Raw genomic sequence first — 25,612 nt, forward strand, 5'->3', positions numbered from 1 at the left:
TCGAACCCGCGGCCGTGCGCCGTCCGTTCGATGCGAACGGATGCGCCTGCGCGTCGCCCTATGTGAGTATATTATGACGACTTTCAATGACTTTGGTCTGCACGCCGACATTAATCGCGCGCTTGCCGCCAAGGATTACACCACCCCGACACCGATTCAGACGCAGGCGATCCCGCCGCTGATGAAGGGTCGCGACCTGTGTGGTATTGCGCAGACCGGTACCGGCAAGACCGCCGGTTTTTCGCTGCCGTCGATTCACCACCTGCTGACCTATCCGCACCGCACCAACCCGCGTAGCTGCCGGATGCTCGTGCTGGCGCCGACGCGGGAACTCGCCGCGCAGATCGCGCAGAGCTGCCGCGATTATGGCCGCTTTACCAAGCTGCGGGTATCGACCGTGTTCGGCGGCGTGCCGATCAACAAGCAGATCCGCGACCTCAGTCAGGGTGTCGACATCCTTGTCGCAACGCCGGGCCGTTTGCTCGACCTGATCGACCAGCGGGCGCTGCGTCTCGACGACGTCGAGGTCTTTGTCCTCGATGAAGCAGACCAGATGATGGACATGGGCTTCATCCATTCGCTGCGCCGCATCGCCAAGCTGCTGCCGTCGCGCCGCCAGAACCTGTTCTTTTCGGCCACCATGCCCAAGGAGATCGCGCATCTGGCCGAGCAGTTCCTGAACGATCCGGTTACCGTCTCGGTCACGCCGCAGGCGACGACGGTGGAAAAGATCCGCCAGTTCTCGACCTTCGTTGAACAGAAGGAAAAGCAGGCCCTGCTCCATGCCGTCATTGCGCGTGAGGCGATCGACCGCGCCCTGATCTTCACCCGTACCAAGCATGGCGCGGACCGCGTCGTGCGCCATCTGGCAGGCGCGGGGATCAAGGCGATGGCGATCCATGGCAACAAGAGCCAGTCGCAGCGCACCCATGCGTTGCAGGCGTTCCGTTCGGGCGACATCAAACTGCTCGTCGCGACCGACATCGCCGCGCGCGGTATCGACGTCTCGGGGGTCAGCCATGTGATCAATTTCGAGATTCCAAATGTTCCCGAACAATATGTCCACCGCATCGGGCGCACCGCGCGCGCCGGCGCGGAAGGCGTGGCGATCAGCTTCATCGCACCTGACGAACGGCCCTATATGAGGGATATCGAGCGCGTCACCCGGTCCAAATCCGAACCGATGCCGCTGCCCGACAATTTCAGCGAGATGGTGCGCAACCTGCCCAAGCCGGCGCAGCCGCCGCGCGATACCGGCAGCAAGGGGCGCAACCCGCAGCGCCAGCGCGAAGACGCGCTGCGCGGCCGCGACGCGGGCAAACCGCGCGGCGACCGTGGTCCGCGCCGGGATGGCGCCGCCGCCGTCGAAGGTGGCGAGGGCCAGCGCAAGCGTCGTTTCCGTCCCCGCAACAAGAGCGTGGGCGCGCACAAGGGCGCGGTAAAGCGGGTCGGCTGAATCCCGCACATTCTGGCGCGTGTTCGCGCCGAGCTTGTCGAAGTACCGATCTTTCCTCTAGCGTCCGACGCAGAGGGACGACGGTGCCTTGACGGGCTCGGTGCGAACGGGGGCAGAGGATGATCGGACAGGCTGCTGGGGAAACCGCCGAAACGTCACAAAGCCAGCGCAAGGTCATCCTGGCGTCGTCGCTCGGCACCGTGTTCGAATGGTATGATTTCTACCTCTATGGCCTGCTTGCGACGATCATTTCGGCGCAGTTCTTTTCGGGCGTCGACGAGACCACGGGCTTCATCTTCGCGCTGGCGGCTTTTGCTGCGGGCTTTGCGGTACGACCGTTCGGTGCGCTGGTTTTCGGGCGCATCGGTGACCTCGTGGGGCGCAAGAACACCTTTCTGGTGACCATGGGCCTTATGGGCCTTTCGACCTTTCTGGTCGGCGTGCTGCCAGGCTATGCATCGATCGGCGTCGCGGCGCCGGTGTTGCTTGTCCTTCTTCGCCTTGTGCAGGGGTTGGCGCTGGGCGGCGAATATGGCGGCGCGGCAACCTATGTCGCCGAACATGCGCCGGAAGGAAAACGGGGGCTCTTCACCAGCTTCATCCAGACCACGGCGACGCTCGGGCTGTTCGCGGCGCTCGGTGTGGTGATCATCATCCGCTCGCTGATCGGTGAGGAAGCCTTTGCCGACTGGGGCTGGCGCCTGCCGTTTCTCATTTCGGTGATCCTGCTCGGAGTGTCGCTCTGGATCCGTCTCCAGCTCGAAGAGAGCCCGGTCTTTCAGCAAATGAAAGCGGAAGGCACGACCTCGAAGGCCCCTCTCACCGAAGCCTTCGGGCGCTGGGCGAACCTGAAATGGGTTGTCATCGCACTCTTCGGCGCGGTCGCGGGGCAGGCGGTCGTCTGGTATTCGGGTCAATTCTATGCGCTGTTCTTTCTCGAAAAAACGCTGAAGGTCGATGGCGCGACGGCCAATATCATGATCGCCATCGCGCTGGCACTCGGCACGCCCTTCTTCATTTTCTTTGGCTGGCTCAGCGACAAGATCGGACGCAAGCCGATCATCCTCGCGGGCTGCACGCTCGCCGCGCTGACCTATTTTCCGGCGTTCCAGATGCTGACCAGTGCCGCCAATCCGGCACTGGCAGAGGCGCAGGCGCGCGCACCGGTCACGGTCCTGACGTCGCATGGGAAATGCTCGTTCCAGTTCGATCCGATCGGTAAGAACAAGTTCAACGGCAGCGGCTGCGACATCGCCAAATCCTACCTCGCCAAGGCCGGCATTCCGTATGAGCATGTCGTACAGAACTCTCGGCGCTGGGACAGATCCATCACCATCGTTCGGGTTGGCGACACCGGCGTCGATATCCCCGAACCCGGACAATATGATGGCGCCGAAGGTGGGATGACGAAGCCGCTGGAAACGGCGCTGAAGGCTGCCGGTTATCCCGCCAGGGCCGACCCGGCGCGGATCGACAAGCCGATGGTCGTCGCGATCCTCTTCTATCTCGTCCTGCTCGTGACGATGGTTTACGGGCCGATCGCGGCGCTGCTGGTCGAACTGTTCCCCAGCCGCATTCGCTACACCGCAATGTCGCTACCTTATCATATCGGCAACGGCTGGTTCGGAGGTTTTCTACCGACAACGGCGTTCGCGATGGTCGCGGCCACCGGTAATATCTATTATGGCCTATGGTACCCGGTGGTGGTCGCGGCGGCCACGGTCGTCGTCGGGCTGCTGTTCCTGCCCGAGACATTCCGCAGACCGATCCACGCATAGGACGGATTGACGGAGCCGGCCGGCAAGCTAGGGTTCGCCGGCTCGGAGGGGGCGTATGCAGACGATCGATGAGGACGACTTCGAACCGCCGGTAGCGCGGCGTCCGTTATTTCGCCGCAAGCGGGTTCTGGTCCCGCTCGGTTTTCTTCTGGCCATTCTCGCCGCATTCCTGATGCTCCGCACCGCGGACACCGATCCGGATGCGATGATTGCCAAATATGGCGGCCCCAATGCAGCCTTCGCGGCCGGACCCGCGGGCCAGCGGATTCATTACCGCGACGAGGGAAAGCGTGACGGCACGCCGATCGTCCTGATTCACGGTGCGAACAGCAGCCTCCAGACGTGGGAACCGCTCGTGCAGCGGCTTGGCGCCGACTACCGCATCGTCACGCTCGACCTGCCGGGTCACGGGCTGACCGGCGCTACCCCCGACACCGACTATTCGGCGGACGGCATGATGGCCGCGGTCGACGTCGTCGCGGCGAAGCTCGGACTCGACCACTTCGTCATTGGCGGCAATTCCATGGGTGGCTGGGTTGCCTGGCGCTATGCGCTGGAGCGCCCGGATCATGTCGACGCCCTGCTGCTGATCGACGCGGCGGGGATGCCGCTGCGCAAGGGCGAGAAGGCGCCGCAATCGAACGTGGGATTTCGTGTTCTTCAATATCCTCTCGGCCGCTGGCTTGCGACGCAGATCACGCCGCGTATGCTGGTCGAGGAATCGCTGCGCGGCTCGGTCGAAAATCAGGCGATCGTCAATGACGCTATGATCGACCGTTATTGGGAATTGCTGCGCTTTCCGGGGAATCGCGAGGCGACGGTGATGCGCGCGCGGATGGACCGCGAACCCGCGATGGCGGCACGCGTCGGCGAAATCCAGGCGCCGACGCTGATCCTGTTCGGCAAGCAGGACAGGCTGATCAACGCCAGCGCGGCGCAGACCTTTCACGAGCGGATAGCGGGGTCTGAGGTCGTGCTGTTCGATGGCGTCGGGCACCTGCCGATGGAAGAATCACCCGATCGGACTGCGGCGGTCATCGCCGATTTCCTCAAGCGGCGGCTTGTCCCGCGCCCGACCGTTCCATCGGCATCGGATCCAGAAACGCGCTGATCCGTTCCGCGACCTGCGTGGCGTGAGTAAAGGGAAAGAGGTGCGATCCCGGCACCACTTCCAGTACGGCGCCATCGATCAGATCGGCGATCGCCTGTCCGTGGCAGGCTGGAACGACGCCGTCGCGCTCGCCCATCAGGATCAGGACTGGAAGTCCTTTTAGATGCGGCAGCATCGCGGTGCTGGTCCAGCCGGCCATCGCCATCGTCTGGTAGGTGAGGCCGAGCGGCGTCGCCGTGGGCAGCTTCAATCCGCTCGCCAGCATGTCGTCGTCCAGCATTGCGGCCCAACCGATCCCCGGCGCCGTGACGGCAGGCGTCGTTGCCATCAGCACCAGCCGCCGGATGCGGCCTGGAAACTGAATTGCGATCTGCTGTGCCATCGCGCCGCCCCAACTGAACCCGGCAAGGTCGATCTGCACATGGCCTAGGCGGTCGGCGATTTCCATAACCACCGCTGCCATCGTCGGGGCGCCATAGGGCAGCAGGGCATCGGGCGACCCGCCGACGCCGGGCATGTCCAGCGTCCACACTTCGCGGCCATGAAGCTGGGCAAGCAGCGGTGCCGCTGCGGTAATATCGGCGCCGATGCCGTTGAGGAACAGGAGCGGTGTTCCCCCCGCGTCGGCACGCCAGCGTGCGACGCGCAGCGTCAGGCCATAGACATGTTCGGTGGTGAGGGACGGGTTCCCGCTGATCCTGCTCATGCGCCCAGCCTTGGCACAGGTTGGAAGCGGACGAAAGGCCGCCGCGTCAACTCGCCTGCTTCGCCGCTTCCGCCGCCGCCTGCTCGTAGCGCAGACAGTCGAAGATCTTGGCCCCCGCGAGGAAGACCGAGCCGCTGCAGGCGACGAGCAGCAGCTTTCCGCCGATGCCGGGATAATGGTCGAGATAGGCCATGCCGCGCGCCATCGCCCCGACGCCGAGGGCATAAATGATCAGACACGCTTCGAGGCGAGTCTTGATGACGAACAGGCGTCCGATTTTTTTCAACATTACCATACCCTAGGCAAGCGCCGTGCCAGTGGCGCAAATCGGGGATTCGACGCGACCGGCTTATGGTAAACTGTAAATTAACTCGACAGACGATCAAGCGCGTCGATCATGCCGCCCTTCTGAATCGGGTTCCGTGCGGGAAATCAGATGGCGTTTCGTTCGACTTCGGCCACGGCGAGCAGTTTGACCATCAGTATGAACTTTTCGAGCGTTTCCTTGCTGGCACCCTTCAGTGCGTCACCGATTTCGGGGTCGGCGTGCAACATGTGGGTGAGCACAAGCTCGAATTCTGCATCTCCCGAGCCGGTCTTCGCCAGATTGCGGATTTGTCCCAGCGGCCTCGTGCGCAATACTGCAAGCGCAGTATGGCTCCACGTCGGATGACCGAGCTGGCGGGCCAGCGTGTCGGCTGCAAACCGCATGGCGGCCGAACCGTTGGCGTGCAGTGCGCTATCGACGGACCAGCGTTCGGGACGGGCGCACCGATCGACGGCAATTGTCAGCGCGTCGATATCCGCGGCGCTGCGGGGACGCCTGGCGATTATCGCGTCGCCTATCGACGCGCGGACGTCGGGCGTGACGGCTTCATAGACGCAATCGCCGGGCGCCGCAGATTGCAGCATCAATGCCAACGCCGACATCAGGAACGACATGGGGAGTATCCTCTGATCATTGCCCAGACGGGATATGTACCGCGGATGCCGTGGCGGCAAAGCGAGTTTGGTTGCCCCGGCAGGTTTCGCCGTTCGCTCCAGCTATTCGAGTTCGCCCAGATCCAGTGCGTGCAACAAGGCCGCGCGAGCGCGCCGAACATCGCGGACGAGCGCGGCGGAGGCGAGGTCTCCGGGCGCGATCGCTTCGGGCCAGTACGCCGCAACGACCTCCGCAATTCGGTCGAGTGTCGCCGGATCCGCCATGAAGCGCGGATCGATGGCCGCCGGCTCCGCGACGACGCGCAAGCGCAGGCAGGCAGGGCCGCCCCCGTTCGCCATCGACTGGCGAACATCGACCGGCAGCAGCCGGCGAATCGGACCGTTGCCCGCGACATGCGCCTCCAGCCAGCGCCAGACCGGCTCGATCGCGCGGGCCTCGGTCGGCAAAACCAGCCCCATACCGCCATCCTCCGGCAGGCTGACGAGCTGGGCATTGAAGAGATAGGATTGGATCGCCTCGGGCAGGCTCACCGCACTGGCCGGCACCTCGACGATCTCGACCTCGGGGAAGGCGGCGCGGATCTGCGCATGCGCGCCGACGCGATCCTCGAACGCGGTCTCGTGTGTAAAGAGCACGCGCTCGTTTGCGACCGCGACCACGTCGTTGTGGAAGGCGCCGCCCTGAATGGCAACGTCCGACTGCTGAATGAACAGCGTGCGCGCCGGATCGAGCCGATGCTTGCGGGCGATCGCCTTCGACGCATCGAGGTGCTGGCGCGCGGGGAAGCGACCGCCACCGACTCCGTAAACGAAGATTTCGACACCGGGCGACCCGTGCCCCGCACAGAGCCGCATATGGTTCGCGGCCCCTTCGTCGCCGAAGGGGGCGGGAACGGGGCCATGAACGGCGAACGCCGGATTGGCGAAGGCCAGGCGAAGCTGCGCCAGCGTGCCCTGCCATTCGTGGCTGCGATGCGGCATGGTGACGAGGTTCGCGACCGTCAGATGGCATTTGCCGTCGCCGCTGTCGGGAGCAGGAGAGACCGTTGCGGCGTTGGCGGCCCACATCGACGACGCCGACCAGGCTTGCGCGCGCAAGTGCGGTTCGGCGGCATCGATCGATGTGGATAGCGTTTCGAGCCAGGGTGCATCGGGCCGGTTGAGCGGCATGAAAAACCCCTGAGGCAGGCCGAGCGCTAAATTGTGGCGCATCTTCTCGATGCCCTGCAGCGCCGCGGCGCGCGGCTGCGAAACATCGCCGGCATTGTTCGCCGACGCGATGTTGCCGCGGCTCAGCCCGGCGTAGTTGTGGCTGGGACCGATGATCCCGTCGAAGTTGATTTCGGTGAGCATGGCCTAGCGTCCGATCCAGCTGATCTGGTCGCCGGCGCCGATACGGAGCATGCGCGCGGCTTCGGCGTCGATGGTGCTGCCTGCGCCGACCTTTCCGAAACAGCAGCGAAAGTCCGACAGATTGCCGGTCGCGATCAACGCATCTTCGCCGCCCTCGGCGACGCCGGCAATCGCGACATGCTTCGCATCGCGGACGCTCGCGACCTGGTCGGTGCGTGCGGTCATCGTCGGTCCGCCATCGAAGATATCGACGTAGTTTTCAAAGGCGAACCCTTCGTTTTCAAGCATCCGCATCGCCGCGCGTCCGGTCGGGTGCGGAATGCCGATGACGCTGCGCGCCTGCTCGCTGAGCATCGCGATATAGACGGGGTGCTTGGGCATCAGGTCGGCGATGAACTGGTTGCCGTGCACGGCGTTGAACTGATCGGCTTCCTGAAAATTCATGCCGAAGAACTTGCCCGCGACGCCGTCCCAAAAGGGCGATCCACCCGCTTCGTCGATGACGCCGCGCAGTTCGGCAAGAATGCGATCGCCGAAACGCGCGCGGTGGCGCGCGATGAACAGATAACGCGACCGCGCGAGCAACAGTCCAAGTCCCCCCGCGCGCGCCGCGGGATGCAGGAACAGCCCGCCAACTTCGCTCGCGCCGTTCAGGTCGTTGCTGAGCATGAGCACCTGCGCGTGGAAGGTGCGGTCGAGCTGTTCGCTATGCTTGCTGTCGGTGCCGATGCGATAGGAATAGAAGGGCCAGCGCTGCCCGACTTGCCCAAAGATCTGGCAGGTGCCGCGCACTTCGCCGCTGTCGAGATCCTCGAGCACCATCAGGTACAGTTCGTCGGCCGGATATTCCTTCTCCGAGTTGAAACCTGCCTCGGCGCGCTCCAGCTTCGCGCGCAGTGCCTGCCGGTCGGGAGGCAGGTTGGTGAAGCCGCCTCCCGTCAGTTTCGCCATTTCGTAAATGCTTTGAAGGTCGCCCGGCTTGGCTGCCCGGATCACATAATTCACACCGTCCCCCGTTCCGCTATTCTTGTCATGGTAAGGGCCGAGAGCTGCGCGCGCTCGGCAAGGCTGTCGACGATCAGAAACTCGTCCGATGAATGGATCGCGCCGCCGCGTGGGCCCATCGTGTCGACCACGGGTACGCCGCAAGCCGCGATATTGTTGCCGTCGCACACCCCTCCGGTGGCGTTCCAGCCGATGGTCAGGCCAAGCGCGGCGCCGCAGCTTCGCACCAGTTCGAACAATCGGGTCGCGGCGGGGTCGAGCGGCTTTGGCGGGCGGTTGAAATTGCCGTGGAGGTGACAGTGCACGTCATGGTCGCGCGAAATCGCGGCGATCGCATCACGCAGCGCGGCTTCGGCCGCCGCCATCGCGTCCGGGGTCGATGGGCGCATGTTGACCCGCAGGATCGCCTGGTCGGGGACGATATTGTTGGGGCCGCCGCCGTCGATCTTGGCCGGGTTGACTTTCAGCGTGTCCGATTTGAGCGCGCCGAGGCGCAGCGCCAGATCAGCCGCGGCGAGCAGGGCGTTCCGGCCGTCCTGCGGGTTGCGTCCGGCATGGGCAGCGCGGCCGTGAACGACGACCGAGAAATTGCCGCTCCCCGGCCGCGCGCCCGCGAGCGTTCCGTCGGGCAGCGCCGGTTCATAGGTCAGCGCGGCGGTCTTGCCCTTAGCCAGTTTGGCGATGAGAGCGGCCGAGGCGTGGCTTCCCGTTTCCTCGTCGCTGTTGATCATCACGTCATAGCCGACGCGCGGCGCGACAGGAGAAGCCTCGAGCGCATGCAACGCCGCCAGGATCACCGCGATCCCGCCCTTCATGTCGGCGGTTCCCGGGCCGTTGAGCACGCCGTCCTCCAGCCACCGGAGCGACTGGAATGGATGGTCGGCCGCAAAGACCGTGTCCATATGGCCGGTCAGCAGTAACTGTACAGGAGCCTCTGGCCGCACGCGGACGTGCAGGTGGTCACCGCGCTGGACGATATTCACCTGGCCGGCAGTATCGACGCTCTCGACCGGATCGGCCGGTACCAGCCGAACGTCGCCGGGCAGCGAGGCAAAGGCATCAGCAAGCCGGCCCGCGACATCTTTCAGTCCAGCCAGATTGCCGGTGCCGCTGTTGACGGCCGCCCATTGTTCGACCTGCGACAGCATCGGGGCATCGGCTGCGCGTTCGAGCGCGGCAGTTTCGGTTGCGCTGAGGGTGGTCATGGCACGGCTATAGCCAGCCGGGCGGGGCTTTGCGACCCCTTGTCGCCATAGATCAGCCGGCGCGTGCAAACCAGATCAGATGCCGCGCGCCCTTGCCGTTGCTGCGCGCCCGCACGCTGATCTCTTCGACTTGAAAACCCGCATCTTTCAGGCGCCGCGAGAATCGCGGATCGGGCGCCGCCGACCAGATCGCCAATATCCCGCCGGGCCGAAGCGCCGCCTTCGCGCGGGCCAGCCCGCCGGCCGAATAGAGGCGGTCGTTGCCGACGCGGGTCAGGCCATCGGGGCCATTGTCGACGTCGAGCAGGATGGCGTCGTAGCGCCGTGTCGCGGTCGATATGACTTGCGCGACGTCGGTCAGCTGAATTTCCACGCGCGGGTCGTCGAGGCAGCCCACGGTCATCGATGTCATTGGCCCGCGGGCCCAGTCGATGATGGCAGGGACCAGCTCCGCTACCGTTATCCGCGCGTCGGCACCCAGCCGTGCCAGCGCCGTGCGCAGGGTAAATCCCATGCCATAGCCGCCAATCAAAAGGTGAGGGATGGCGTCATGGTGCAGCCGGTCGCAGCTCATCTCGGCCAGCGCTTCCTCGGAGCCGCTCATCCTGCTGCTCATCAATTCGTTGCCGCCCATGGCGATGGTGAATTCGTCGCCGCGCCGGAACAGGCGGAGCGGGTCGCCGTCGGGTACGGCCGCCGTGCCGACAAGTTCGCGTGCTATCATGGGGTCTCTATAGGCGGCGAGATCCGGCTTTGGCACCCCATTGCCAACCGCGGCCATTCGCGGCATAGGGCGGCGGCCCTTTCCTCCCCGGGTCCACAGGCGCCAAGCGCCGACCAACAAGGGTGCTTCATGACTGATTTTCTCGACCGCCGCGGCCTGTCCGTCGATTCGCGCATCGTTCGGTTCATCGAGGATCGCGCCATTCCCGGCACCGGACTGGATGCCGACCGTTTCTGGACCGATTTCGCGGCGCTCCTTGGAACGCTGGCGCCCCAAAATGCCGCCCTGCTGGCAACGCGCGAGGATCTGCAGAGCGCGATCGACGCCTGGCATCAGGCGCGCGAAGGGCAGCCGCACGATCCCGCCGCCTATCAGGCGTTCCTTCGCGAGATCGGCTATCTCGTCCCCGAACCGTCGCCGTTCCAGATCGGCACCGCGAACGTCGACCCTGAAATCGCGACGATGGCGGGACCGCAACTCGTCGTCCCCGCATTGAACGCCCGCTTCGCACTCAATGCCGCCAACGCACGCTGGGGTAGCCTGTATGATGCCTTCTACGGCACCGATGCGCTCGATGCACCGCCGGCACGCCCCGGCGGCTACGATGCCGAACGGGGGACGGCGGTTATCGCCCGTGCGAAGGCGTTCCTCGACGAAACGGTCCCTCTCGCGTCGGGGAGCTGGGCCGACTGGCAAGGTGGACAATTGACGCTCGCCGACCCGTCGCAATGGGCAGGCAGCAAGCCCGGCGCCATCCTGCTCCGCCACAATGGCCTGCACATCGAGCTGGTGATCGATCCCGACAGCGCGATCGGCAAGACCGATCCGGCGGGCATCGCCGATGTCGTGCTCGAAGCCGCGTTGACGACGATCATCGACCTTGAGGACAGCGTCGCGGCGGTCGATGGCGAGGACAAGGCGCTCGGCTATACGAACTGGCTGGGCCTGATGCGCGGCGACCTCTCCGAAAGTTTCGACAAGGGGGGCAGGACGATCACCCGCGCGATGGAACCCGACCGGCAGTGGACGGCGCCCGATGGCACGCCCTTCGCGCTGCCGGGTCGTAGCGTGATGTTCGTGCGCAACGTCGGTCATCTGATGACGACGCCGATGATCAGGCTACCGAACGGCGCCGAAGCGCCCGAGGGCATCTGCGACGCGGTCATCACCAGCCTCTGCGCGCTCCACGACCTCAAGGGGCGTGGCAATCTGCGCAACAGCCGCGCCGGCAGCATCTATATCGTGAAGCCCAAGCAACACGGTCCCGAGGAGTGCGCCTTCACCGACCGCCTGTTCGACGCAGTCGAGGATGTGCTGGGCCTGCCGCGGCACACGATCAAGGTCGGCGTGATGGACGAAGAGCGCCGGACCAGTGCCAATCTGGGTGCGTGCATTCACGCAGTGAAGGACCGCATCGTCTTCATCAACACCGGATTCCTCGATCGCACGGGCGACGAGATACATACGTCGATGCGCGCCGGTCCGATGATTCCCAAGGGCGAGATGAAGGCAAGCGACTGGATCGCCGCCTACGAGGACCGCAACGTGCGCATCGGCCTTGCCTGCGGACTGTCGGGCAAGGCGCAGATCGGCAAGGGCATGTGGGCGATGCCCGATCTGATGAAGGCGATGATCGAGGCAAAGATCGGCCATCCACGGTCGGGCGCGAATACCGCATGGGTGCCGTCGCCAACCGCGGCGACGCTGCACGCGCTGCACTATCACCAGGTCGACGTCTTTGCGCGGCAGAGCGAGATTGCGGGCGAGGCGGTGCCGGCGATCGACCGTCTGCTTGCCATTCCCGTCGCGACCGGTCGCAACTGGAGTGAAGCCGAGGTGGCGCGCGAGCTCGACAATAATTGCCAGGGCATCCTGGGCTATGTCGTGCGTTGGATCGATCAGGGCGTGGGCTGTTCGAAGGTTCCCGACATCGACGACGTCGGCCTGATGGAGGATCGCGCGACGCTGCGTATCTCCAGCCAGGCGCTTGCCAACTGGCTGCTCCATGGCGTCTGCACCGAAGCGCAGGTCGATGCTGCTCTGGCGCGTATGGCGGCGAAGGTCGATGCGCAGAACGCGGGCGACGCGCTCTACGAAAAGCTTACGCCCGAAGGTGTCGCCTGGCAGGCCGCCCGCGCGCTGATCTTCGAGGGCGTGACACAGCCGTCGGGTTATACCGAGCCGCTGCTGCACAAATATCGGCAGGAAAAAAAGGCAGCCGCCTGAACTGGCGTTCGGGCGGGGCACGGGCTATGGCAATCGCCGAGGGCTGATCTGGGGGGATTGCCATGCTTCGTCGCGTTTTTCGCCAATCGGTTGTTCCGGCTGCGCTCATCATGGCGGCCGTGTCCGTCGCGCCCGTGGCCGCGCAGGACAGCACGCCGTCGAGCGGGGTCTTCAAGACGGGTCAGCAGGTCTATGACCTTTGCACGTCGAAGGCCGGAACCGATCAGGACAATTGCGACTATTTCATCATGGCCGCGCACGACATGGTCAAACTCTATGGCGATACCAAGATGGCGGAAGGAAATATCTGCCTGCCGCAGGGGATCAAGGCGATCGAAGTTCGCGCGGTCGTTCTGGACTATTGGCGCGGCAAGATGGCTGGTTTAAAATATTCGGCAGTAAGTTCGATCCGGAACGCGCTCTTCCAGAAATATCCCTGCTGACGTTCGGCGGGCGCGCTGCGGAATTTCCCGTGCGTTCGGTTGCGGCGGGACAAGGGGGAGAGGGGCGATGGCGGCGCCGTTCAATTTCGGGCAGCTCAAATTCCTGAAAGCGTTGACCGAAGCGCTGTTCCACGGGGCGTCGATGGCGATCACGCCCGATCAGGTCGTCGCCAACGTGACCGATCTGTTCGCGAAGGTTGGCGGGACCAAACTCGACGAAATACGTCTGTCGTTGACCGCGACCGAGATCGTGTTGGGCCCGATGTTCGCCGAAGCCGATGTCCAGACGCGCGCGCGGCGGATCGAACGGCGCCTCCAGAACAGCCAGATCGACCTGTTTCAGGACATGGCGCGGCTGCGTGGGATCATCTATGGCTGCTATTATGGCCATTGGCAGCCGGGCCTTGAACCCGGTGACGAGGATGCCAACGCAGCCAATCCAGTGCATGCGCAGATCGGCTTTACCTTGCCAAAACATCGCACACGCGGGGCAGGGGAAATGCCGCTCACCCGTATCGACGGGCGCGAGATCGAGGCGGCGCACATCCTCGACGCCGCGACACTCGGCGACGAATATGATGTCATCGTCATTGGTTCGGGCGCGGGCGGCGCCGTTGCGGCGTTCCATGTCGCGGCGCGCGGCTACAAAGTCCTGATCGTCGAAGCCGGTCCCTTTTATCCGTCGCCGAGGATCAACCACCATGAACTCGACATGGTCGCCAACCTCTTCAAGCATGGCGCGCTCCAGACCTCGACCAATCGCGATTTCGTCGTGTTTCAGGGGCGCTGCGTCGGGGGGTCGTCGACGATCAACAACGGGATATGCCTGCGCGTCAACGAGGCGGGGCGCACGCATCCCGATGCGGTCGATGTCCTTGCCAAATGGGCCAGCGTCGGCGCGCCGGTCGATGCCGCCGCCTTCCATCAGAGCTACGACGCGATACAGCGGCGCCTTGGCATCGCACCCATCGAGCCACGGAGCGGAAGGCATAATGGCCCGCACCTGATGAACGGCTGGCACGCCTATGCCGCGACGTCGAACGATCCCAGGGACCAGCGTGCGGTGACCGACTGGTTCGCCAAGAATTTCGGACCGCCGAACACACCGGCTGCCTGCGCCTATTGCGGCTATTGCAACGCGGGTTGTTCGTACGGGCGGCGGATGGGAATGGCGCAGACCTATCTTCCGGACGCTTGCCGCGATCATGGCGCGCGCATTCTGCCCGGCACCAAGGCGGATCATATCGTCTGGCAGACAGCGATCGACGGACGGCGCGAGGCGGAGGCGGTGAAGCTGATCCTGCCCGACGGATCGAAAATACTCGTCCGCGCGCGAGTCGGCGTCATCGTGGCTGGCGGGACCATCGCTTCGTCGAAACTGCTCGCGCGCAGCGACATCGACCGCACCGGCTATCAGGTGTCGCTCAATATCGCGTCGCCCGTGGTCGCGCTGATGCCGCCGGGCGTCGGCGGCAACGCATGGGACGAGGACCAGATGGCAAGCTACGTCGATTGCGGCGACTTCCTCCTCGAAAGCCATTTCCAGCCGCCAATGGCGATGGCGTCGCTGATGCCCGGCTGGTTCGGCGAACATGCGGCGCGGATGCGGAATTTCGGCCGGGTCCATTCGGCAGGCATCCTCTTTCCCGCCGATCGTCGTGGTCGGGTGAAGGACGGCAAGCTGGAATTCAAGCTCGATCCCGACGACGACCTGCCGGTGCTGCGCCGCGCAATGGCGACACTGACCAAGGTGCATTTCGCCGCCGGCGCGCTCGAATGCTATCCAGCGCTGAGCAAGGGTCAGACGATCACGCCGGGTATGGATATTGACGCTTTCTTCGCGGATGCGATCGAGGAAGCCGACGACGTGACCCTGTCGAGCAGCCATCCGCACGGTGGCAACGCGATCAATGAAGATCCGCAATATGGCGTCGTCGATCCCGAGTGCCGCGTCCACGGAACCACGAACGTGCTGGTCACCGACGCCAGTGTCTTCCCCACCTGTATCCGCGTCAATGCGCAATGGACGACAATGGCGATGGCACATTATGCGACCGCGCGGAGCGATCCGTTTCGCTAGCCTGACCGCCGAAGACGTTCGCATCGAGCGAAGTCGGGATACCCGTCGGATTGGCGCAGTTTCGACTGTGTCTCGACTTCGCTTGACGCGAGCGGCTATGGGGCGGCGGAAATGACCTTCACTGTTGCCGCCCTCTATCGTTTTGCGCCATTCGACCATCCCGCCGCGCTGCGCCAGCCTTTGCTCGACATCTGCGCGGTGCATGGCGTCAAGGGTACGCTGCTGCTTGCGCGCGAAGGCGTCAACGGCACGATCGCGGGCGCGGACGACGGTATTGCCTCGGTCATCGCGCATATTCGCGCGCTCCCCGATTGCGCCGGCCTCGACGTGAAATATTCGACCGCCGCGGCGATGCCCTTCCAGCGCCTCAAGGTGCGGCTCAAGAAAGAGATCGTCACCATGAAGGTGCCGGGACTGGACCCGGCGCGCGATGCCGCACCCTATGTAGACCCGGCGGACTGGAATGCCATCGTCGATGATCCAGACACCGTGCTGATCGATACGCGCAACGGTTTCGAGGTCGGCTATGGCAGCTTTACGGGCGCGATCGATCCGCGAACGGAGCGTTTCGGCGATTTCCCGGACTGGTGGCGCGACCATGCTGCCGAGTTCGCGGGAAAGCGCATTGCGATGTTCTGCACCGGCGGCATCCGCTGCGAAAAATCGACCGCCTTCCTGCGCAGCGAGGGTGTCGCGGATGTCGTCCACCTGAAGGGCGGGATCCTTGCCTATCTGGAACAGGTGCCCGCAACGCAGACGCGGTGGCATGGCAGTTGCTTCGTCTTCGACGAGCGCGTCAGCGTGGGGCACGGCCTCGTCGAGGTTGGCGAGAAGGACTAGCCTCTCAATTCGCCAAATCCGTCATCGCGGACCGAACCTCGTTTGACGATGGCGAGAGTGTCGTTCGAAAGGTCACCCCACGGTCAGCGTATAGGTGACCCGATAATCGCTCGCGTCGCCGTTCAGCGTCCTGGTGAAGGTTCCCGGCACATTGCCGATATCGACCGTCCCGATATTGTCGCTGCCGCCGATATCGTCGAATTCGCGAAGCTGAAAGCTCACCGGCTGCTCAAAAGCGAAATTCCGGTCGACCACCCAGCTTTCTCCGCGTTTGATAGAGAAGATTTCGCGCGACCCCTCGGGGAAGCGTTCGCCGGTGTTGAAACGCAGGAATAGCTGGTCGGGAAGCCCCAGGCCGAGCCGGCCGGTCAGCTTCACCGCTTCGACATGGATGTTCGACAACATATATTTCTTTGCAGTCGGCGCAGCCGCGACCATCACTGGCTTGGCCGCCGGCGGCGCGGCCTTCGGGTTCTTGCCGAGCCGTGTGACGCTTTCGTTCGCCTGGGTGGCATATTTTCCGGCAGGGAATTCGGCGAGATAGGCCTTGAACGCGCTGGCGCTGTTTTCGGCGACCGCGCCTTTCCACATCAAATCTTCCAGCGCGGCGCGGTTGCCCGTTGCGGCCTGCCCGGCGCGCGGGACCAGATAGACGGGGGTACCGGTGATGCTGGCGCTGACGAAGGGCCGTTGCAGCCCGCCCGTCGCCGCCAGCACGTCATCGCGAATGGCGCCGCCGAGGAGCTGGACCGGCAAGTCGGGCTGCGGCAGGCGCTTGGCGAGCGAGGTCGCGAAGGGCGAGTTCACACCGGTTCCATCGGCCGCGGTCTGTCCCGGCGCGGCCGCGAAGATTACCAGGACGTCGTCGGCCTCCACCCCCGCAAGCCCGTTCACGACGGCGCGGGTGCCCGATCGCCAGGATCGGCCAAAGGGATTGTTGCGGCACGAATCGAGAATGACGACGCGGATCCGCGCGCCCGACACCGCCTCCATCATCCGGTCGAGATTGATCGCTTCATACGGCAGGTCGAGGTCGGATTTCAGTTGCGCGTCGGTCGGGATCAACCAGTTCTTCCCCTGCGCCTCGATCCCGTGGCCAGCGTAATAGACCATCGCGACTTCGGCGCCGTCGGCCTTGGCGCGAAAGTCGCGCATCGTCTTCTGGAAGTCGTTGACCGACAGGTTGGCTGCGATCGTAACATCGTCGAACCCCGCGCTGCGCGCCGATGCCGCGACGATCTTGATATCGTTGGCGGGGTTGGTGAGGCGGCTGGTGTTCGCATAATTGCTGTTGCCGACGATCAGCGCGACCTTGCGGGCCTCGGCGCTTGTCGGGACGAGCAGGAAGATGGCGGTGATCAGGGCGAGCCAGGTGCGCATCATCTTGCTATCCTCTCGTCACGATGCGGCGTGGGCGGCGCCATATTCGACCCAGCCAAAGGGGCGTGGGGTCTTCGGCATATAGGCGGCGCCCTGTCGATCGACTGCAAATCCGGCTTTTTCATAAGCATCGGCGATCGGCCGCGTGAGATGGCAATTGCCTCCGATGCGCTTCCATACAGGCTCGATGCGCCGCTGCCATTTGGCGACGCCCGCGTCGGGAGCGCCGCCATGTTCGAGGAACAGCGCGGTGCCGCCGGGTTTCAGCACGCGACGGATTTCGCCGAGCACCGCTGCCTGATCGGCGACCGAGCAGAGCGTGAAGGTCGTGACCACCGTGTCGAAGCGTCCGCTCTCGAACGGCATCGCTTCGCCGATGCCGCCCTGAATGTCGGCTGGCATCCCGCGTGCCGCAGCGGCAGCTCGGCTCATCGCGAGCAGTTCGGGTGAGGGGTCGAGCCCGGTGAAATGCGTCACGCGCGTCGGGTCATAGAATTCCATGTTGATGCCCCCGCCGCAGCCGAGTTCCAGAACGTCGCCCGCGGCATGCGGTACGACCCGGCTTCGCGCTTTCATGATCTGCCCTTGCGAGCAGGCGCATTTGATCAGCCGCGGCACCCCATGACGTTCCCACCAACTCGCCATTTTTCCGACTCCCCTTGGCGCGGAAGGTGACCCTTGCTAGCGCGGTTGGCAACACCCATCTGTGCGGTCCCGCACAGGATTCGAAAGACTGTCATGCCTGCTACGCACCACACCAAAATGCTCATTCTGGGTTCCGGCCCGGCCGGTCTGTCGGCCGCCATCTATGCCGCGCGCGCGGGAATGAAGCCGATCGTCGTGCAAGGGCTGCAGCCGGGCGGCCAGCTGACCATCACCACCGACGTCGAAAACTATCCCGGCTTTGCCGAAGTCATCCAGGGGCCTTGGCTGATGGAACAGATGACCGCGCAGGCGACGCATGTCGGCACGAGCATGATCTGGGACACGATTGTCGATGTCGACCTGTCGGTGCGGCCGTTCAAGCTGACCGGCGACGGCGGCGACGTCTATCTCGCTGAAACGCTGGTGATCGCGACCGGCGCACAGGCGAAATGGCTGGGGGTTTCGGGTGAGCAGGAACTGGGCGGCAAGGGGGTTTCGGCCTGCGCGACCTGCGATGGTTTCTTCTATCGCAGCAAGAAGGTGGTCGTGATCGGTGGCGGCAACACCGCGGTCGAGGAGGCGCTGTATCTGACCAACCACAGCGACGATGTGACGCTGATTCATCGCCGCGACCATCTGCGCGCCGAAAAGATCCTGCAGGATCGCCTCCACGCGAACCCCAAGATCAAGGTGCTCTGGAACAAGCGCGTCGACCGGTTCGTTGCCGGCGAGGGTGCGGCGGGACTCGTTGGCGTCGATCTGATCGATACCGTCACCGGCGAGGCCAGCCACGAGCCGACCGACGGCGGCTTCGTTGCGATCGGCCACAGCCCGTCGACCGAATTGTTCAAGGGTAAACTGCCGCTCGACGACGACGGCTATCTTCATGTGACGCCGGGCACGTCGCTGACGTCGATCCCGGGCGTGTTCGCCGCCGGCGACGTGACGGACAAGGTATATCGGCAGGCGGTGACCGCGGCGGGCATGGGGTGCATGGCCGCGCTTGACGCCGAGCGCTTTCTGGCCGAGGCGGAGTATAAGGCGCTGGTGGAGGCGTAGGCCGGGTCGGAAGGAAGGGTGCGACCGGGGGACGACATCGCCTTTTCGTCACCCTGACCTTGTTTCAGGGTCCGTGACCTGCCGTTTCCTTCTATGCGGCGCCAGTTGAGAGCTCAGGCCATGGGGGCTGAGGCAAGTTCGGCACGACGATTTTGGAGGGCAGCTCTACGCCCGCAACATCGTCAGCCCAATCTCTCCAATATCCGCGCCGCCAGCCATTCGGCGTCTCGCCCGGCAAAGCTGTGGGACGGGCTGTCGAGCCGCTCGACCGCGACAGGCGGCTGCTTGCAGCTTTCCACAAACGCCTGCGCGGTACGGTCGCCGGTCGCGAGCAGGATCGTCGCGGGACAGACGAGAGTCGCCATCGCGCGGTCGAGCCGGGCCGGCAAGCTGCCGGGTAAAGAGACAGGCTTAGCTTTGCCGAGCGCGGACAGGCCGCGCAGCAGTTTGCGGATATCGATCTCGCCCCTGAGCAGGCGGAGCAGGCTTTTGGGGTCTTTCAGCCGCGAAAGATAGCGCGCGCGGATCGCCGCAGCGGGGGGCAGGACAGGTTCATCCGCTTCCGCCCCGCTCTCGTCATAGGTCCAGGGATTGGCGAGGAGCAGCGCATCGATCGGCAACGGCTGGTGCAGCAGCAGTGCGCTCGCCGCATCGCAATTGCCGAAGGCGACGATGCGCGTGACGTGCGGCGCGGCCGCGCGGAAGGCGGCGATGGCGGCTGCGACGTCGGGGCCGCTGTTCGCATAGCCGCCGTTCTCGCCGGTGCTGTCCCCGACCCCGCGCCGGTCGAACCGGAACACCGGATAGCCTTCGCCGGCGATCCGCTGTGCGAGCATAGCCATGCCGCGATGCGCGCCGCTGCGAACTTCGTTGCCGCCGGAGACGATCAGCAGGCCCGTCGCGCCCGGCGCCTCGTCGAGACTTGCGGCGAGCGTCGCGCCTTCGCACCCAAAGCTCAGCTGATGCCGCATGTCTTGCTCCAGGCGGCGATGTCCGAGGCGATCGCGCCGGCCATGGCGGCGTCCTCGCCCGGCTCCGCGCGCAGCCACAGCGGGGTTCCCGCGATGCCGTCGGCCCCGAGGCCGACGCTGCGAAGCGGCGCGACCGGTTGCGGTTCGGCGCTGCCAAGCTGAGCGACCATTGCTGGCGACAGCGCATTGCCGGCCAGCAGCAACGTCGCGGTTTGCGCATCGGCTTGCAGGCTGTCCAGCGACGATTCGATACCGGCTTCGCGATCCGCCGTCACCCGCCCGCGCAGCATCGTCCGGAGCAGCGGGGCGCCGCCGACAGGGGCGAGGCGCCACCATGCCGACGCCGCTGGCCGATGATCGATCAACGCACCTCCACGAACCGAGGCGACAAGGATCGGGCCGTCGATTCCGTCCGCATTCTTGGCGAGCGCATCCTGCCAGCGGTCGAGATCGACGAGGTCAAGCGGTACGAGGCTTTCATTCTGCCCCGGAAGATCGGGTAGCACCGCCGCAAACCCGTCCGCCGCCAGCTCCCGCATCGCCAGCACCAGCGTGCGGCGCAGCCGGTTCGCTTCATCGAACAGCGGCGGGACGATCAGGACGGTTGCGCGTGGCGCGCCTGCGGGGTCGATCCGCAATTGATGCTCGGTAGCATCCGCCGCCATGATAAGCAGCCCTCTCTTCTATCGTCATCCCGGCGAAGGCCGGGATCTCGCCGTGGCTGGAAACTCCACGGCGAGATCCCGGCCTTCGCCGGGATGACGGGATAGAAGGGAAGCGATGGCCGTCACCCCGCTACCTTGCGCTCGGAAAAGGCGAGAAGATTGCCATAGGTTTCAAATATTTCGCCATCGATCTCATCATCGTCGATGATGATGCCGAGGCGATCCTCTATTTCGGTCAGCACCGTCGCGACCGCCATCGAATCGAATTCGGGCAGGGCGCCGAACAGGCCGCTGTCGTCGGTCAGAGCAGCGGCGCGACGTTCGCCGAGGCCGAGGACGTCGGCGAGCAGTGCGCGAAGAATGGCATCGACGGTGGCGTTATCGGTCATATGTCTTTCCTGAGCAGGGAACGCGCAAAGGCCTTGGATGCCGGTCCCCATGCCGCGAGCCGCGTCGGATTGAAAGCCTCGATCCGCCACAACGGTTCGTGCCGGTTCATCCAGTCCCGTTTATAAGCGTCGTTTCCTGTTCCGAAGTCGATGCGCTTCACACCATCGATCTCGATCGTGTGGCGAAACAGCGCGGCCGACAACAGGGTTCCGGGGGACGCCTTCAGGCTGTCTTCGACATGAGCGAGCTTGTGGATGAAAGCGGTGCCATCCTCGACGGTCCAGAATTGCGCGGCGACCGGGGCGCCGTCGATGCGGGCGAGACCCATGCGAAAGGTGCCGCGCGCGCTTTCGGCCTCCGCAAAGGCACGAAGCAGTGCCGGATGGCCTTCCTCGGGCTTCCAGCTCGCGGCATAGATTTGTTCGTAGGCGATCCAGCTTTCGGGATCGAAGCGGGTGAGCAGTGCGATATCGACGATGGCCTTCTTCGCCTTACGCTGGACGGTGCTGCGCAGCGCGCCCGGTCGGCTCGCCCACCAGCTGTCATGGTCCATTCCGGACAGGTCGAGCCAATGGCGGTCGCCGGCGCGGGTTGCATCGATCCACCAGCCGGCCGCGCGCAGCCCGGCTACGATCGTTTGCCGCTCGTCGTCGCGCACCGGAAACAGCGACAGGCGCGCGCCTCGGCGGCGCAGCTTGCGGAACAGATCCGTCAGTGCCGCTTCGTGGTCGCGCGGGCCGGTGTACAGCGGCCGGATCGCAAAACTGTACCAGTTGGCAAGACCGGCAAGATGATCCGGCTTGTCGATGCGGAGCGCCAGCCATGCCGTCGCGGCGCCGGCGCTGCCGCGCGCATCGAACCGTCCTTCACCTGCAAATCCATGGGCGGTGAGCAGGTCGAACCATGCGGGCTGGTCAAAGGGCGTCGCAAAGCCTGCGGCTTTTGCCGCATCATCATTAGCGTGATCTTCACCGTTCCCTTGCATGGTCGCGCGCTCTATCACGAAGCTCCTAACAGCCGATGACCACTTTAGAAAATCCGCCGTCGCGTCCGATCGACCATCTCGTCCATTTTGGCGCGCCGGATGCGGCTGCGCTGCTCATCGGCGACGCCGTCACCACGTTCGCCGACCTCGATGCGGGCGTCGGCCGGCTGGCGTCGTGGCTGCTCGATCAGGTTGGCGGTCCCGGCGAGCGCGTCGCAAGCTGGAGCGCAAAGACGCGCGCCGCCTGCCTGATGCCGCTTGCCGCCGCGCGCGCGGGTTTGATCCATGTTCCCGTCAACCCGCTGCTGAAGGGGCCGCAAGTTGCGCACATCCTGTCCGACAGCGGCGCGAAACTGCTCGTCACCAATGCTGCGCGCGCAGACATGCTCGGCGCGGAACGCCCCGAAGACTGCGCATATCAGGATCTGAAGATCGCCGAAGACGTCATCGATTCGGGTGGACAGGCGCTGCCGCCTTCGACCGCCCGGCCGGACGACCTGGCCGCGATCCTCTACACCAGCGGTTCGACCGGCCGCCCCAAGGGGGTGATGCTGAGCCATGCCAATCTGTGGCTCGGCGCCGAGAGCGTGGCGTCCTATCTGAACCTCGTGCCCGATGATCGCGTGCTTGCGGTCCTGCCCTTCAGCTTCGATTATGGACAGAGCCAGTTGCTTTCAAGCTGGTACGCGGGGGCGGCGGTCGCACCGCTCGATTATCTGACCCCGCGCGACGTTGTGAAGACGGCCGCGCGGCATCGCATCACGACCCTTGCCGGCGTGCCGCCGCTGTGGGTGCAACTCGTCGAGAGCGAATGGCCTGCCGATACTGCCGCGCTGCTGAGGCGGCTGACGAACAGCGGCGGTGCGCTGACGCCCTCGCTCATCGACGCGATGCGTGCGACTTTCCCTCGCGCCGATATCTACCCGATGTATGGGCTGACGGAGGCGTTTCGGTCGACCTGGCTCGATCCGGCGCTCGTCGCCGACCATCCGACGTCGATGGGCCGCGCGATTCCACACGCCGAAATCCTCGTTTGCCGCGCCGACGGCAGCATCACGAACGACGACGAGGCGGGCGAACTGGTCCATGCGGGTCCGCTGGTTGCCAAGGGCTATTGGCGCGACGAGGAGCGGACGGCGCAGCGCTTCCGGCCGGCGCCTGCCGCATCGCGTTATGGGGGAACGGCGGTCTGGTCGGGCGATACCGTGCGCCGCGATGGCGATGGACTGCTCTATTTCGTGGGCCGCGACGATGCGATGATCAAAACGGCGGGCAATCGCGTCAGCCCGACGGAGATCGAGGATGTCGCGGTCGCTTCGGGCCTCATTTACGAAGCGGTGGCATTCGGCGTTCCCGACCCGCGGCTGGGCGCCGCGATCGTGCTGATCGTACGCGGCAGAAACGGCCGTGACGATGCCGACGGGCTTGCCGCCTATCTGCGACAGAATCTGCCGAATTTCATGCAGCCGCAAGTGGTCGAATGGCGCGATGCGTTGCCGCGCAATCCCAACGGCAAGCTCGACCGTGTCGCGATCGCGGCCGAGTGGGCGCCGAAGGTGGCGGCATGAAGCCGCACGGCCCGATACCATCCGGCTTTTCCGCCGATGCCGATGGCATGCTGCTGATCGGCGGCCGGCGGGCCGACGACCTTGCTAAGGCTGCGGGCGATACGCCGCTCTTCGTCTATGACGGCGCGATGCTGGCCGCGCGGGTTGCCGAATGGCGCCGGGCGATGCCTGCCGAGGTGCAATTGCATTATGCGATGAAGGCCAACCCTTACGCCCCATTGCTGGGGCGAATGGCTGGCCTTGTCGATGGGTTCGATGTCGCATCGGGCGGGGAACTCGCCGCCGCACTCGCTAGCGGCATGTCCGCGGACCACATCAGTTTCGCCGGCCCCGGCAAGCGCGATCGCGAGCTGGAGGCCGCCATATCGGCGGGTGCGACGATCAATCTGGAATCGGCGGGTGAGGCCGATCGGGCGCTTGCGATCGGCGCGCGGCTTGGCGTCGTGCCCCGGCTCGCGGTCCGGGTGAACCCCGATTTCGACCTCAAGGGGTCGGGGATGAAGATGGGCGGCGGCGCAAAGCCGTTCGGCGTCGATGCCGTCGCGGTTCCCGCGCTGGTCGGGCGCCTGCTCGAAGCCGGCGCCGATTGGCGGGGTTTTCATATTTTTGCCGGATCGCAGGCCCTTGATGCAGGGGCCATCGCCGATACGCAGGCGCAAACGCTCGCGCTCGCGGCACGCCTTGCGGCGGAGATCGGCCGCACGCCACCTCTCGTCAACCTGGGCGGCGGAATGGGCGTGCCCTATTTCCCGGGCGATACCGCCGTCGATGCCGTCGCGGTCGGTCGGGCGCTCGGCGATGCTCTTGCGGCGCGCGATCGGCGTCTTGCCGACAGTCGCTTCGCGATGGAACTCGGGCGCTGGCTGGTCGCCGAGGCGGGCGTATATCTGACGCGCGTCGTCGACAGGAAAACCAGCCATGGCGAGACCTTTCTGGTGACCGATGGCGGCCTCCACCATCAGCTTGCCGCGAGCGGCAATTTCGGGACCGTCATTCGCCGCAACTATCCGATCGCGGTGGCGAACCGCTTTGGCGCCGAACCTTCCGAAACGGTGTCGGTTGTCGGCTGTCTTTGCACGCCGCTCGATCGGCTCGGCGATCAGGTCGCACTTCCATATGCCGATGTTCATGATCTTGTTGTGATTTTTCAGGCGGGCGCCTATGGCGCAACCGCGAGTCCGTCGGCCTTTCTGGGGCAGGGGCGAGCGCAAGAGATGCTGGTCTGACGGGATCCGATAAAGGTTAACTTCTGTGCCGGATTGGCACAGAGTTCTGCGACGACGGTGTGAACTTATCCCAATACTAACGGTATGTTCACCCTTTTCGAGCAATGGCTGACCCTGACGCAATGGCTGTCTTCGCGAGGTTCCGGGACTTGCGGGCATCCGGCCGTTCGAAAGGTGACTAGATGAAAACGTCCTTCCCCTCGCTTCGCGCTGCCAAGGCCGCACTGGTTTCGGGCATCGCCGCGACCGCGCTCACGGGCTGCATCGGCACCAGCGGGGGCCCCGCGCCGCAGTTGCCGAGCGCGAACTTCGTCGCCAATCAGGAAGGACCGGGCGAAGAATATATCATCGGGCCGCTCGACGAACTCCAGATCTTCGTCTGGCGCAATCCGGAGCTTGGCGGCAAGGTGCAGGTGCGCCCCGACGGCCGCATCACGACGCCACTGATCACTGATATGCCCGCCGTCGGCAAGACGCCCACGATGCTGCAACAGGACATCAAGCTGCAACTCAGCCAGTATATCACCGATCCGATCGTCAGCGTGATCGTTACCAGTTTCAACAGCACCTTCTCGCAGCAGGTGCGCGTTGTCGGCGCGACCGAAAAGCCGGCGTCGATCCCGTTCCGTGCCAACATGACGGTGCTGGATGCGATGATCGCGGTCGGCGGCCTTGGCGAATATGCCGCAGGCAACAAGGCGCGGCTGGTACGATTCGACAAGGGTACGGGCAAGCAGGAGGAGTTTGGCCTGCGCCTCAATGACCTGATCAAGCGCGGCGACATCAAAGCGAATGTCCGGTTGCAGCCGGGCGACGTGATCATCATTCCCGAAAGCATGTTCTGACCAAAACCG

General features: G+C 64.8%; 24 protein-coding genes. 11 read left to right on the forward strand and 13 right to left on the reverse strand.

The window, feature by feature from the left end; all coding sequences use genetic code 11:
• The first annotated feature begins 73 nt into the window (after positions 1–73).
• The 3 genes from JNM03_RS03395 to JNM03_RS03405 all read left to right on the forward strand — a co-directional run bounded on the left by JNM03_RS03395 (position 74) and on the right by JNM03_RS03405 (position 4,345).
• Positions 74–1,456, forward strand: a complete 1,383-nt coding sequence (locus JNM03_RS03395) for a DEAD/DEAH box helicase (RefSeq protein WP_294034365.1) — start codon at positions 74–76, stop codon at positions 1,454–1,456.
• A 119-nt stretch (positions 1,457–1,575) separates the two neighbouring features.
• Positions 1,576–3,234, forward strand: coding sequence for an MFS transporter (locus JNM03_RS03400; RefSeq protein WP_294034367.1), 1,659 nt, complete (start codon positions 1,576–1,578; stop codon positions 3,232–3,234).
• Positions 3,235–3,289: 55 nt separating this feature from the next.
• Positions 3,290–4,345, forward strand: coding sequence for an alpha/beta hydrolase (locus JNM03_RS03405; RefSeq protein ID WP_294034370.1), 1,056 nt, complete (start codon positions 3,290–3,292; stop codon positions 4,343–4,345).
• On the opposite strand, the gene JNM03_RS03410 is transcribed toward JNM03_RS03405, so the two are convergent.
• From JNM03_RS03410 to JNM03_RS03440, 7 genes are all read right to left on the reverse strand, one after another.
• Positions 4,284–5,051 carry an alpha/beta fold hydrolase gene (locus JNM03_RS03410; protein WP_294034372.1) on the reverse strand — a complete coding sequence of 256 codons (768 nt, stop codon included), beginning with the start codon at positions 5,049–5,051 and terminating at the stop codon, positions 4,284–4,286. The genes JNM03_RS03405 and JNM03_RS03410 overlap by 62 nt on opposite strands.
• Positions 5,052–5,097: 46 nt before the next feature.
• Positions 5,098–5,340 carry a hypothetical protein gene (locus tag JNM03_RS03415; RefSeq protein WP_294034374.1) on the reverse strand — a complete coding sequence of 81 codons (243 nt, stop codon included), beginning with the start codon at positions 5,338–5,340 and terminating at the stop codon, positions 5,098–5,100.
• A 143-nt stretch (positions 5,341–5,483) separates the two neighbouring features.
• Positions 5,484–5,993 (reverse strand): hypothetical protein, encoded by a 510-nt coding sequence (locus tag JNM03_RS03420; RefSeq protein WP_294034376.1) that lies wholly within the window; start codon positions 5,991–5,993, stop codon positions 5,484–5,486.
• Between the two features lie 102 nt (positions 5,994–6,095).
• Complete coding sequence (locus tag JNM03_RS03425; RefSeq protein ID WP_294034378.1) at positions 6,096–7,346, reverse strand: N-succinylarginine dihydrolase; 1,251 nt, start codon at positions 7,344–7,346, stop codon at positions 6,096–6,098.
• A gap of 3 nt (positions 7,347–7,349) precedes the next feature.
• Positions 7,350–8,351: an arginine N-succinyltransferase gene (locus JNM03_RS03430; protein ID WP_294034380.1), complete on the reverse strand. Its 1,002-nt coding sequence runs from the start codon at positions 8,349–8,351 to the stop codon at positions 7,350–7,352.
• Complete coding sequence (locus JNM03_RS03435) at positions 8,348–9,556, reverse strand: hydrolase (protein WP_294034382.1); 1,209 nt, start codon at positions 9,554–9,556, stop codon at positions 8,348–8,350. The genes JNM03_RS03430 and JNM03_RS03435 overlap by 4 nt, the downstream gene beginning before the upstream one ends.
• A 52-nt stretch (positions 9,557–9,608) precedes the next feature.
• Positions 9,609–10,280, reverse strand: coding sequence for a spermidine synthase (locus JNM03_RS03440; RefSeq protein ID WP_294034384.1), 672 nt, complete (start codon positions 10,278–10,280; stop codon positions 9,609–9,611).
• A gap of 129 nt (positions 10,281–10,409) precedes the next feature.
• On the opposite strand from JNM03_RS03440, the gene JNM03_RS03445 reads away from it, so the two are divergent.
• The 4 genes from JNM03_RS03445 to JNM03_RS03460 all read left to right on the forward strand — a co-directional run bounded on the left by JNM03_RS03445 (position 10,410) and on the right by JNM03_RS03460 (position 15,869).
• Positions 10,410–12,506, forward strand: a complete 2,097-nt coding sequence (locus JNM03_RS03445) for a malate synthase G (protein WP_294034386.1) — start codon at positions 10,410–10,412, stop codon at positions 12,504–12,506.
• A gap of 62 nt (positions 12,507–12,568) precedes the next feature.
• Positions 12,569–12,949, forward strand: coding sequence for a Rap1a/Tai family immunity protein (locus JNM03_RS03450; RefSeq protein WP_294034388.1), 381 nt, complete (start codon positions 12,569–12,571; stop codon positions 12,947–12,949).
• 67 nt (positions 12,950–13,016) lie between these two features.
• Positions 13,017–15,029, forward strand: a complete 2,013-nt coding sequence (locus JNM03_RS03455; protein WP_294034390.1) for a GMC family oxidoreductase N-terminal domain-containing protein — start codon at positions 13,017–13,019, stop codon at positions 15,027–15,029.
• 111 nt (positions 15,030–15,140) lie between these two features.
• On the forward strand, positions 15,141–15,869 hold the full coding sequence (locus JNM03_RS03460) for a rhodanese-related sulfurtransferase (RefSeq protein ID WP_367235632.1): 729 nt from the start codon (positions 15,141–15,143) through the stop codon (positions 15,867–15,869).
• 72 nt (positions 15,870–15,941) lie between these two features.
• On the opposite strand, the gene JNM03_RS03465 is transcribed toward JNM03_RS03460, so the two are convergent.
• Positions 15,942–17,252, reverse strand: coding sequence for a caspase family protein (locus tag JNM03_RS03465; protein WP_294034392.1), 1,311 nt, complete (start codon positions 17,250–17,252; stop codon positions 15,942–15,944).
• Between the two features lie 15 nt (positions 17,253–17,267).
• Positions 17,268–17,894: a class I SAM-dependent methyltransferase gene (locus JNM03_RS03470; protein ID WP_294034394.1), complete on the reverse strand. Its 627-nt coding sequence runs from the start codon at positions 17,892–17,894 to the stop codon at positions 17,268–17,270.
• Between the two features lie 93 nt (positions 17,895–17,987).
• Between JNM03_RS03470 and trxB the strand changes: the two genes are divergently transcribed.
• A complete protein-coding gene (trxB, locus tag JNM03_RS03475; RefSeq protein ID WP_294034396.1) occupies positions 17,988–18,953 on the forward strand; it encodes a thioredoxin-disulfide reductase in 966 nt (321 codons plus the stop codon).
• Positions 18,954–19,135: 182 nt separating this feature from the next.
• Here trxB and JNM03_RS03480 read toward each other — a convergent pair whose 3' ends face one another.
• The 4 genes from JNM03_RS03480 to JNM03_RS03495 form a co-directional block, all read right to left on the reverse strand.
• Positions 19,136–19,924, reverse strand: coding sequence for a hydrolase 1, exosortase A system-associated (locus JNM03_RS03480; protein ID WP_294034398.1), 789 nt, complete (start codon positions 19,922–19,924; stop codon positions 19,136–19,138).
• Positions 19,909–20,589 carry a hypothetical protein gene (locus JNM03_RS03485; RefSeq protein ID WP_294034400.1) on the reverse strand — a complete coding sequence of 227 codons (681 nt, stop codon included), beginning with the start codon at positions 20,587–20,589 and terminating at the stop codon, positions 19,909–19,911. The genes JNM03_RS03480 and JNM03_RS03485 overlap by 16 nt, the downstream gene beginning before the upstream one ends.
• Positions 20,590–20,711: 122 nt before the next feature.
• On the reverse strand, positions 20,712–20,978 hold the full coding sequence (locus JNM03_RS03490) for a phosphopantetheine-binding protein (RefSeq protein WP_294034402.1): 267 nt from the start codon (positions 20,976–20,978) through the stop codon (positions 20,712–20,714).
• Positions 20,975–21,964 carry a GNAT family N-acetyltransferase gene (locus JNM03_RS03495; protein WP_294034404.1) on the reverse strand — a complete coding sequence of 330 codons (990 nt, stop codon included), beginning with the start codon at positions 21,962–21,964 and terminating at the stop codon, positions 20,975–20,977. The genes JNM03_RS03490 and JNM03_RS03495 overlap by 4 nt, the downstream gene beginning before the upstream one ends.
• A 35-nt stretch (positions 21,965–21,999) precedes the next feature.
• Here JNM03_RS03495 and JNM03_RS03500 point away from each other — a divergent pair, with 35 nt between their 5' ends.
• The 3 genes from JNM03_RS03500 (at position 22,000) to JNM03_RS03510 (ending at position 25,603) form a co-directional block, all read left to right on the forward strand.
• Complete coding sequence (locus tag JNM03_RS03500; protein ID WP_294034406.1) at positions 22,000–23,532, forward strand: acyl-CoA ligase (AMP-forming), exosortase A system-associated; 1,533 nt, start codon at positions 22,000–22,002, stop codon at positions 23,530–23,532.
• Entirely contained in the window at positions 23,529–24,758 is a 1,230-nt protein-coding gene (locus JNM03_RS03505) for a pyridoxal-dependent decarboxylase, exosortase A system-associated (protein ID WP_294034408.1), read from the forward strand. The genes JNM03_RS03500 and JNM03_RS03505 overlap by 4 nt, the downstream gene beginning before the upstream one ends.
• A 182-nt stretch (positions 24,759–24,940) precedes the next feature.
• The gene (locus JNM03_RS03510) at positions 24,941–25,603 is read left to right on the forward strand and encodes an XrtA/PEP-CTERM system exopolysaccharide export protein (RefSeq protein ID WP_294034410.1); all 663 of its coding nucleotides are present in this window, start codon (positions 24,941–24,943) and stop codon (positions 25,601–25,603) included.
• Positions 25,604–25,612: the final 9 nt, after the last annotated feature.

This window comes from Sphingopyxis sp., assembly GCF_016793825.1.
Taxonomy (GTDB): Bacteria; Pseudomonadota; Alphaproteobacteria; order Sphingomonadales; family Sphingomonadaceae; genus Sphingopyxis.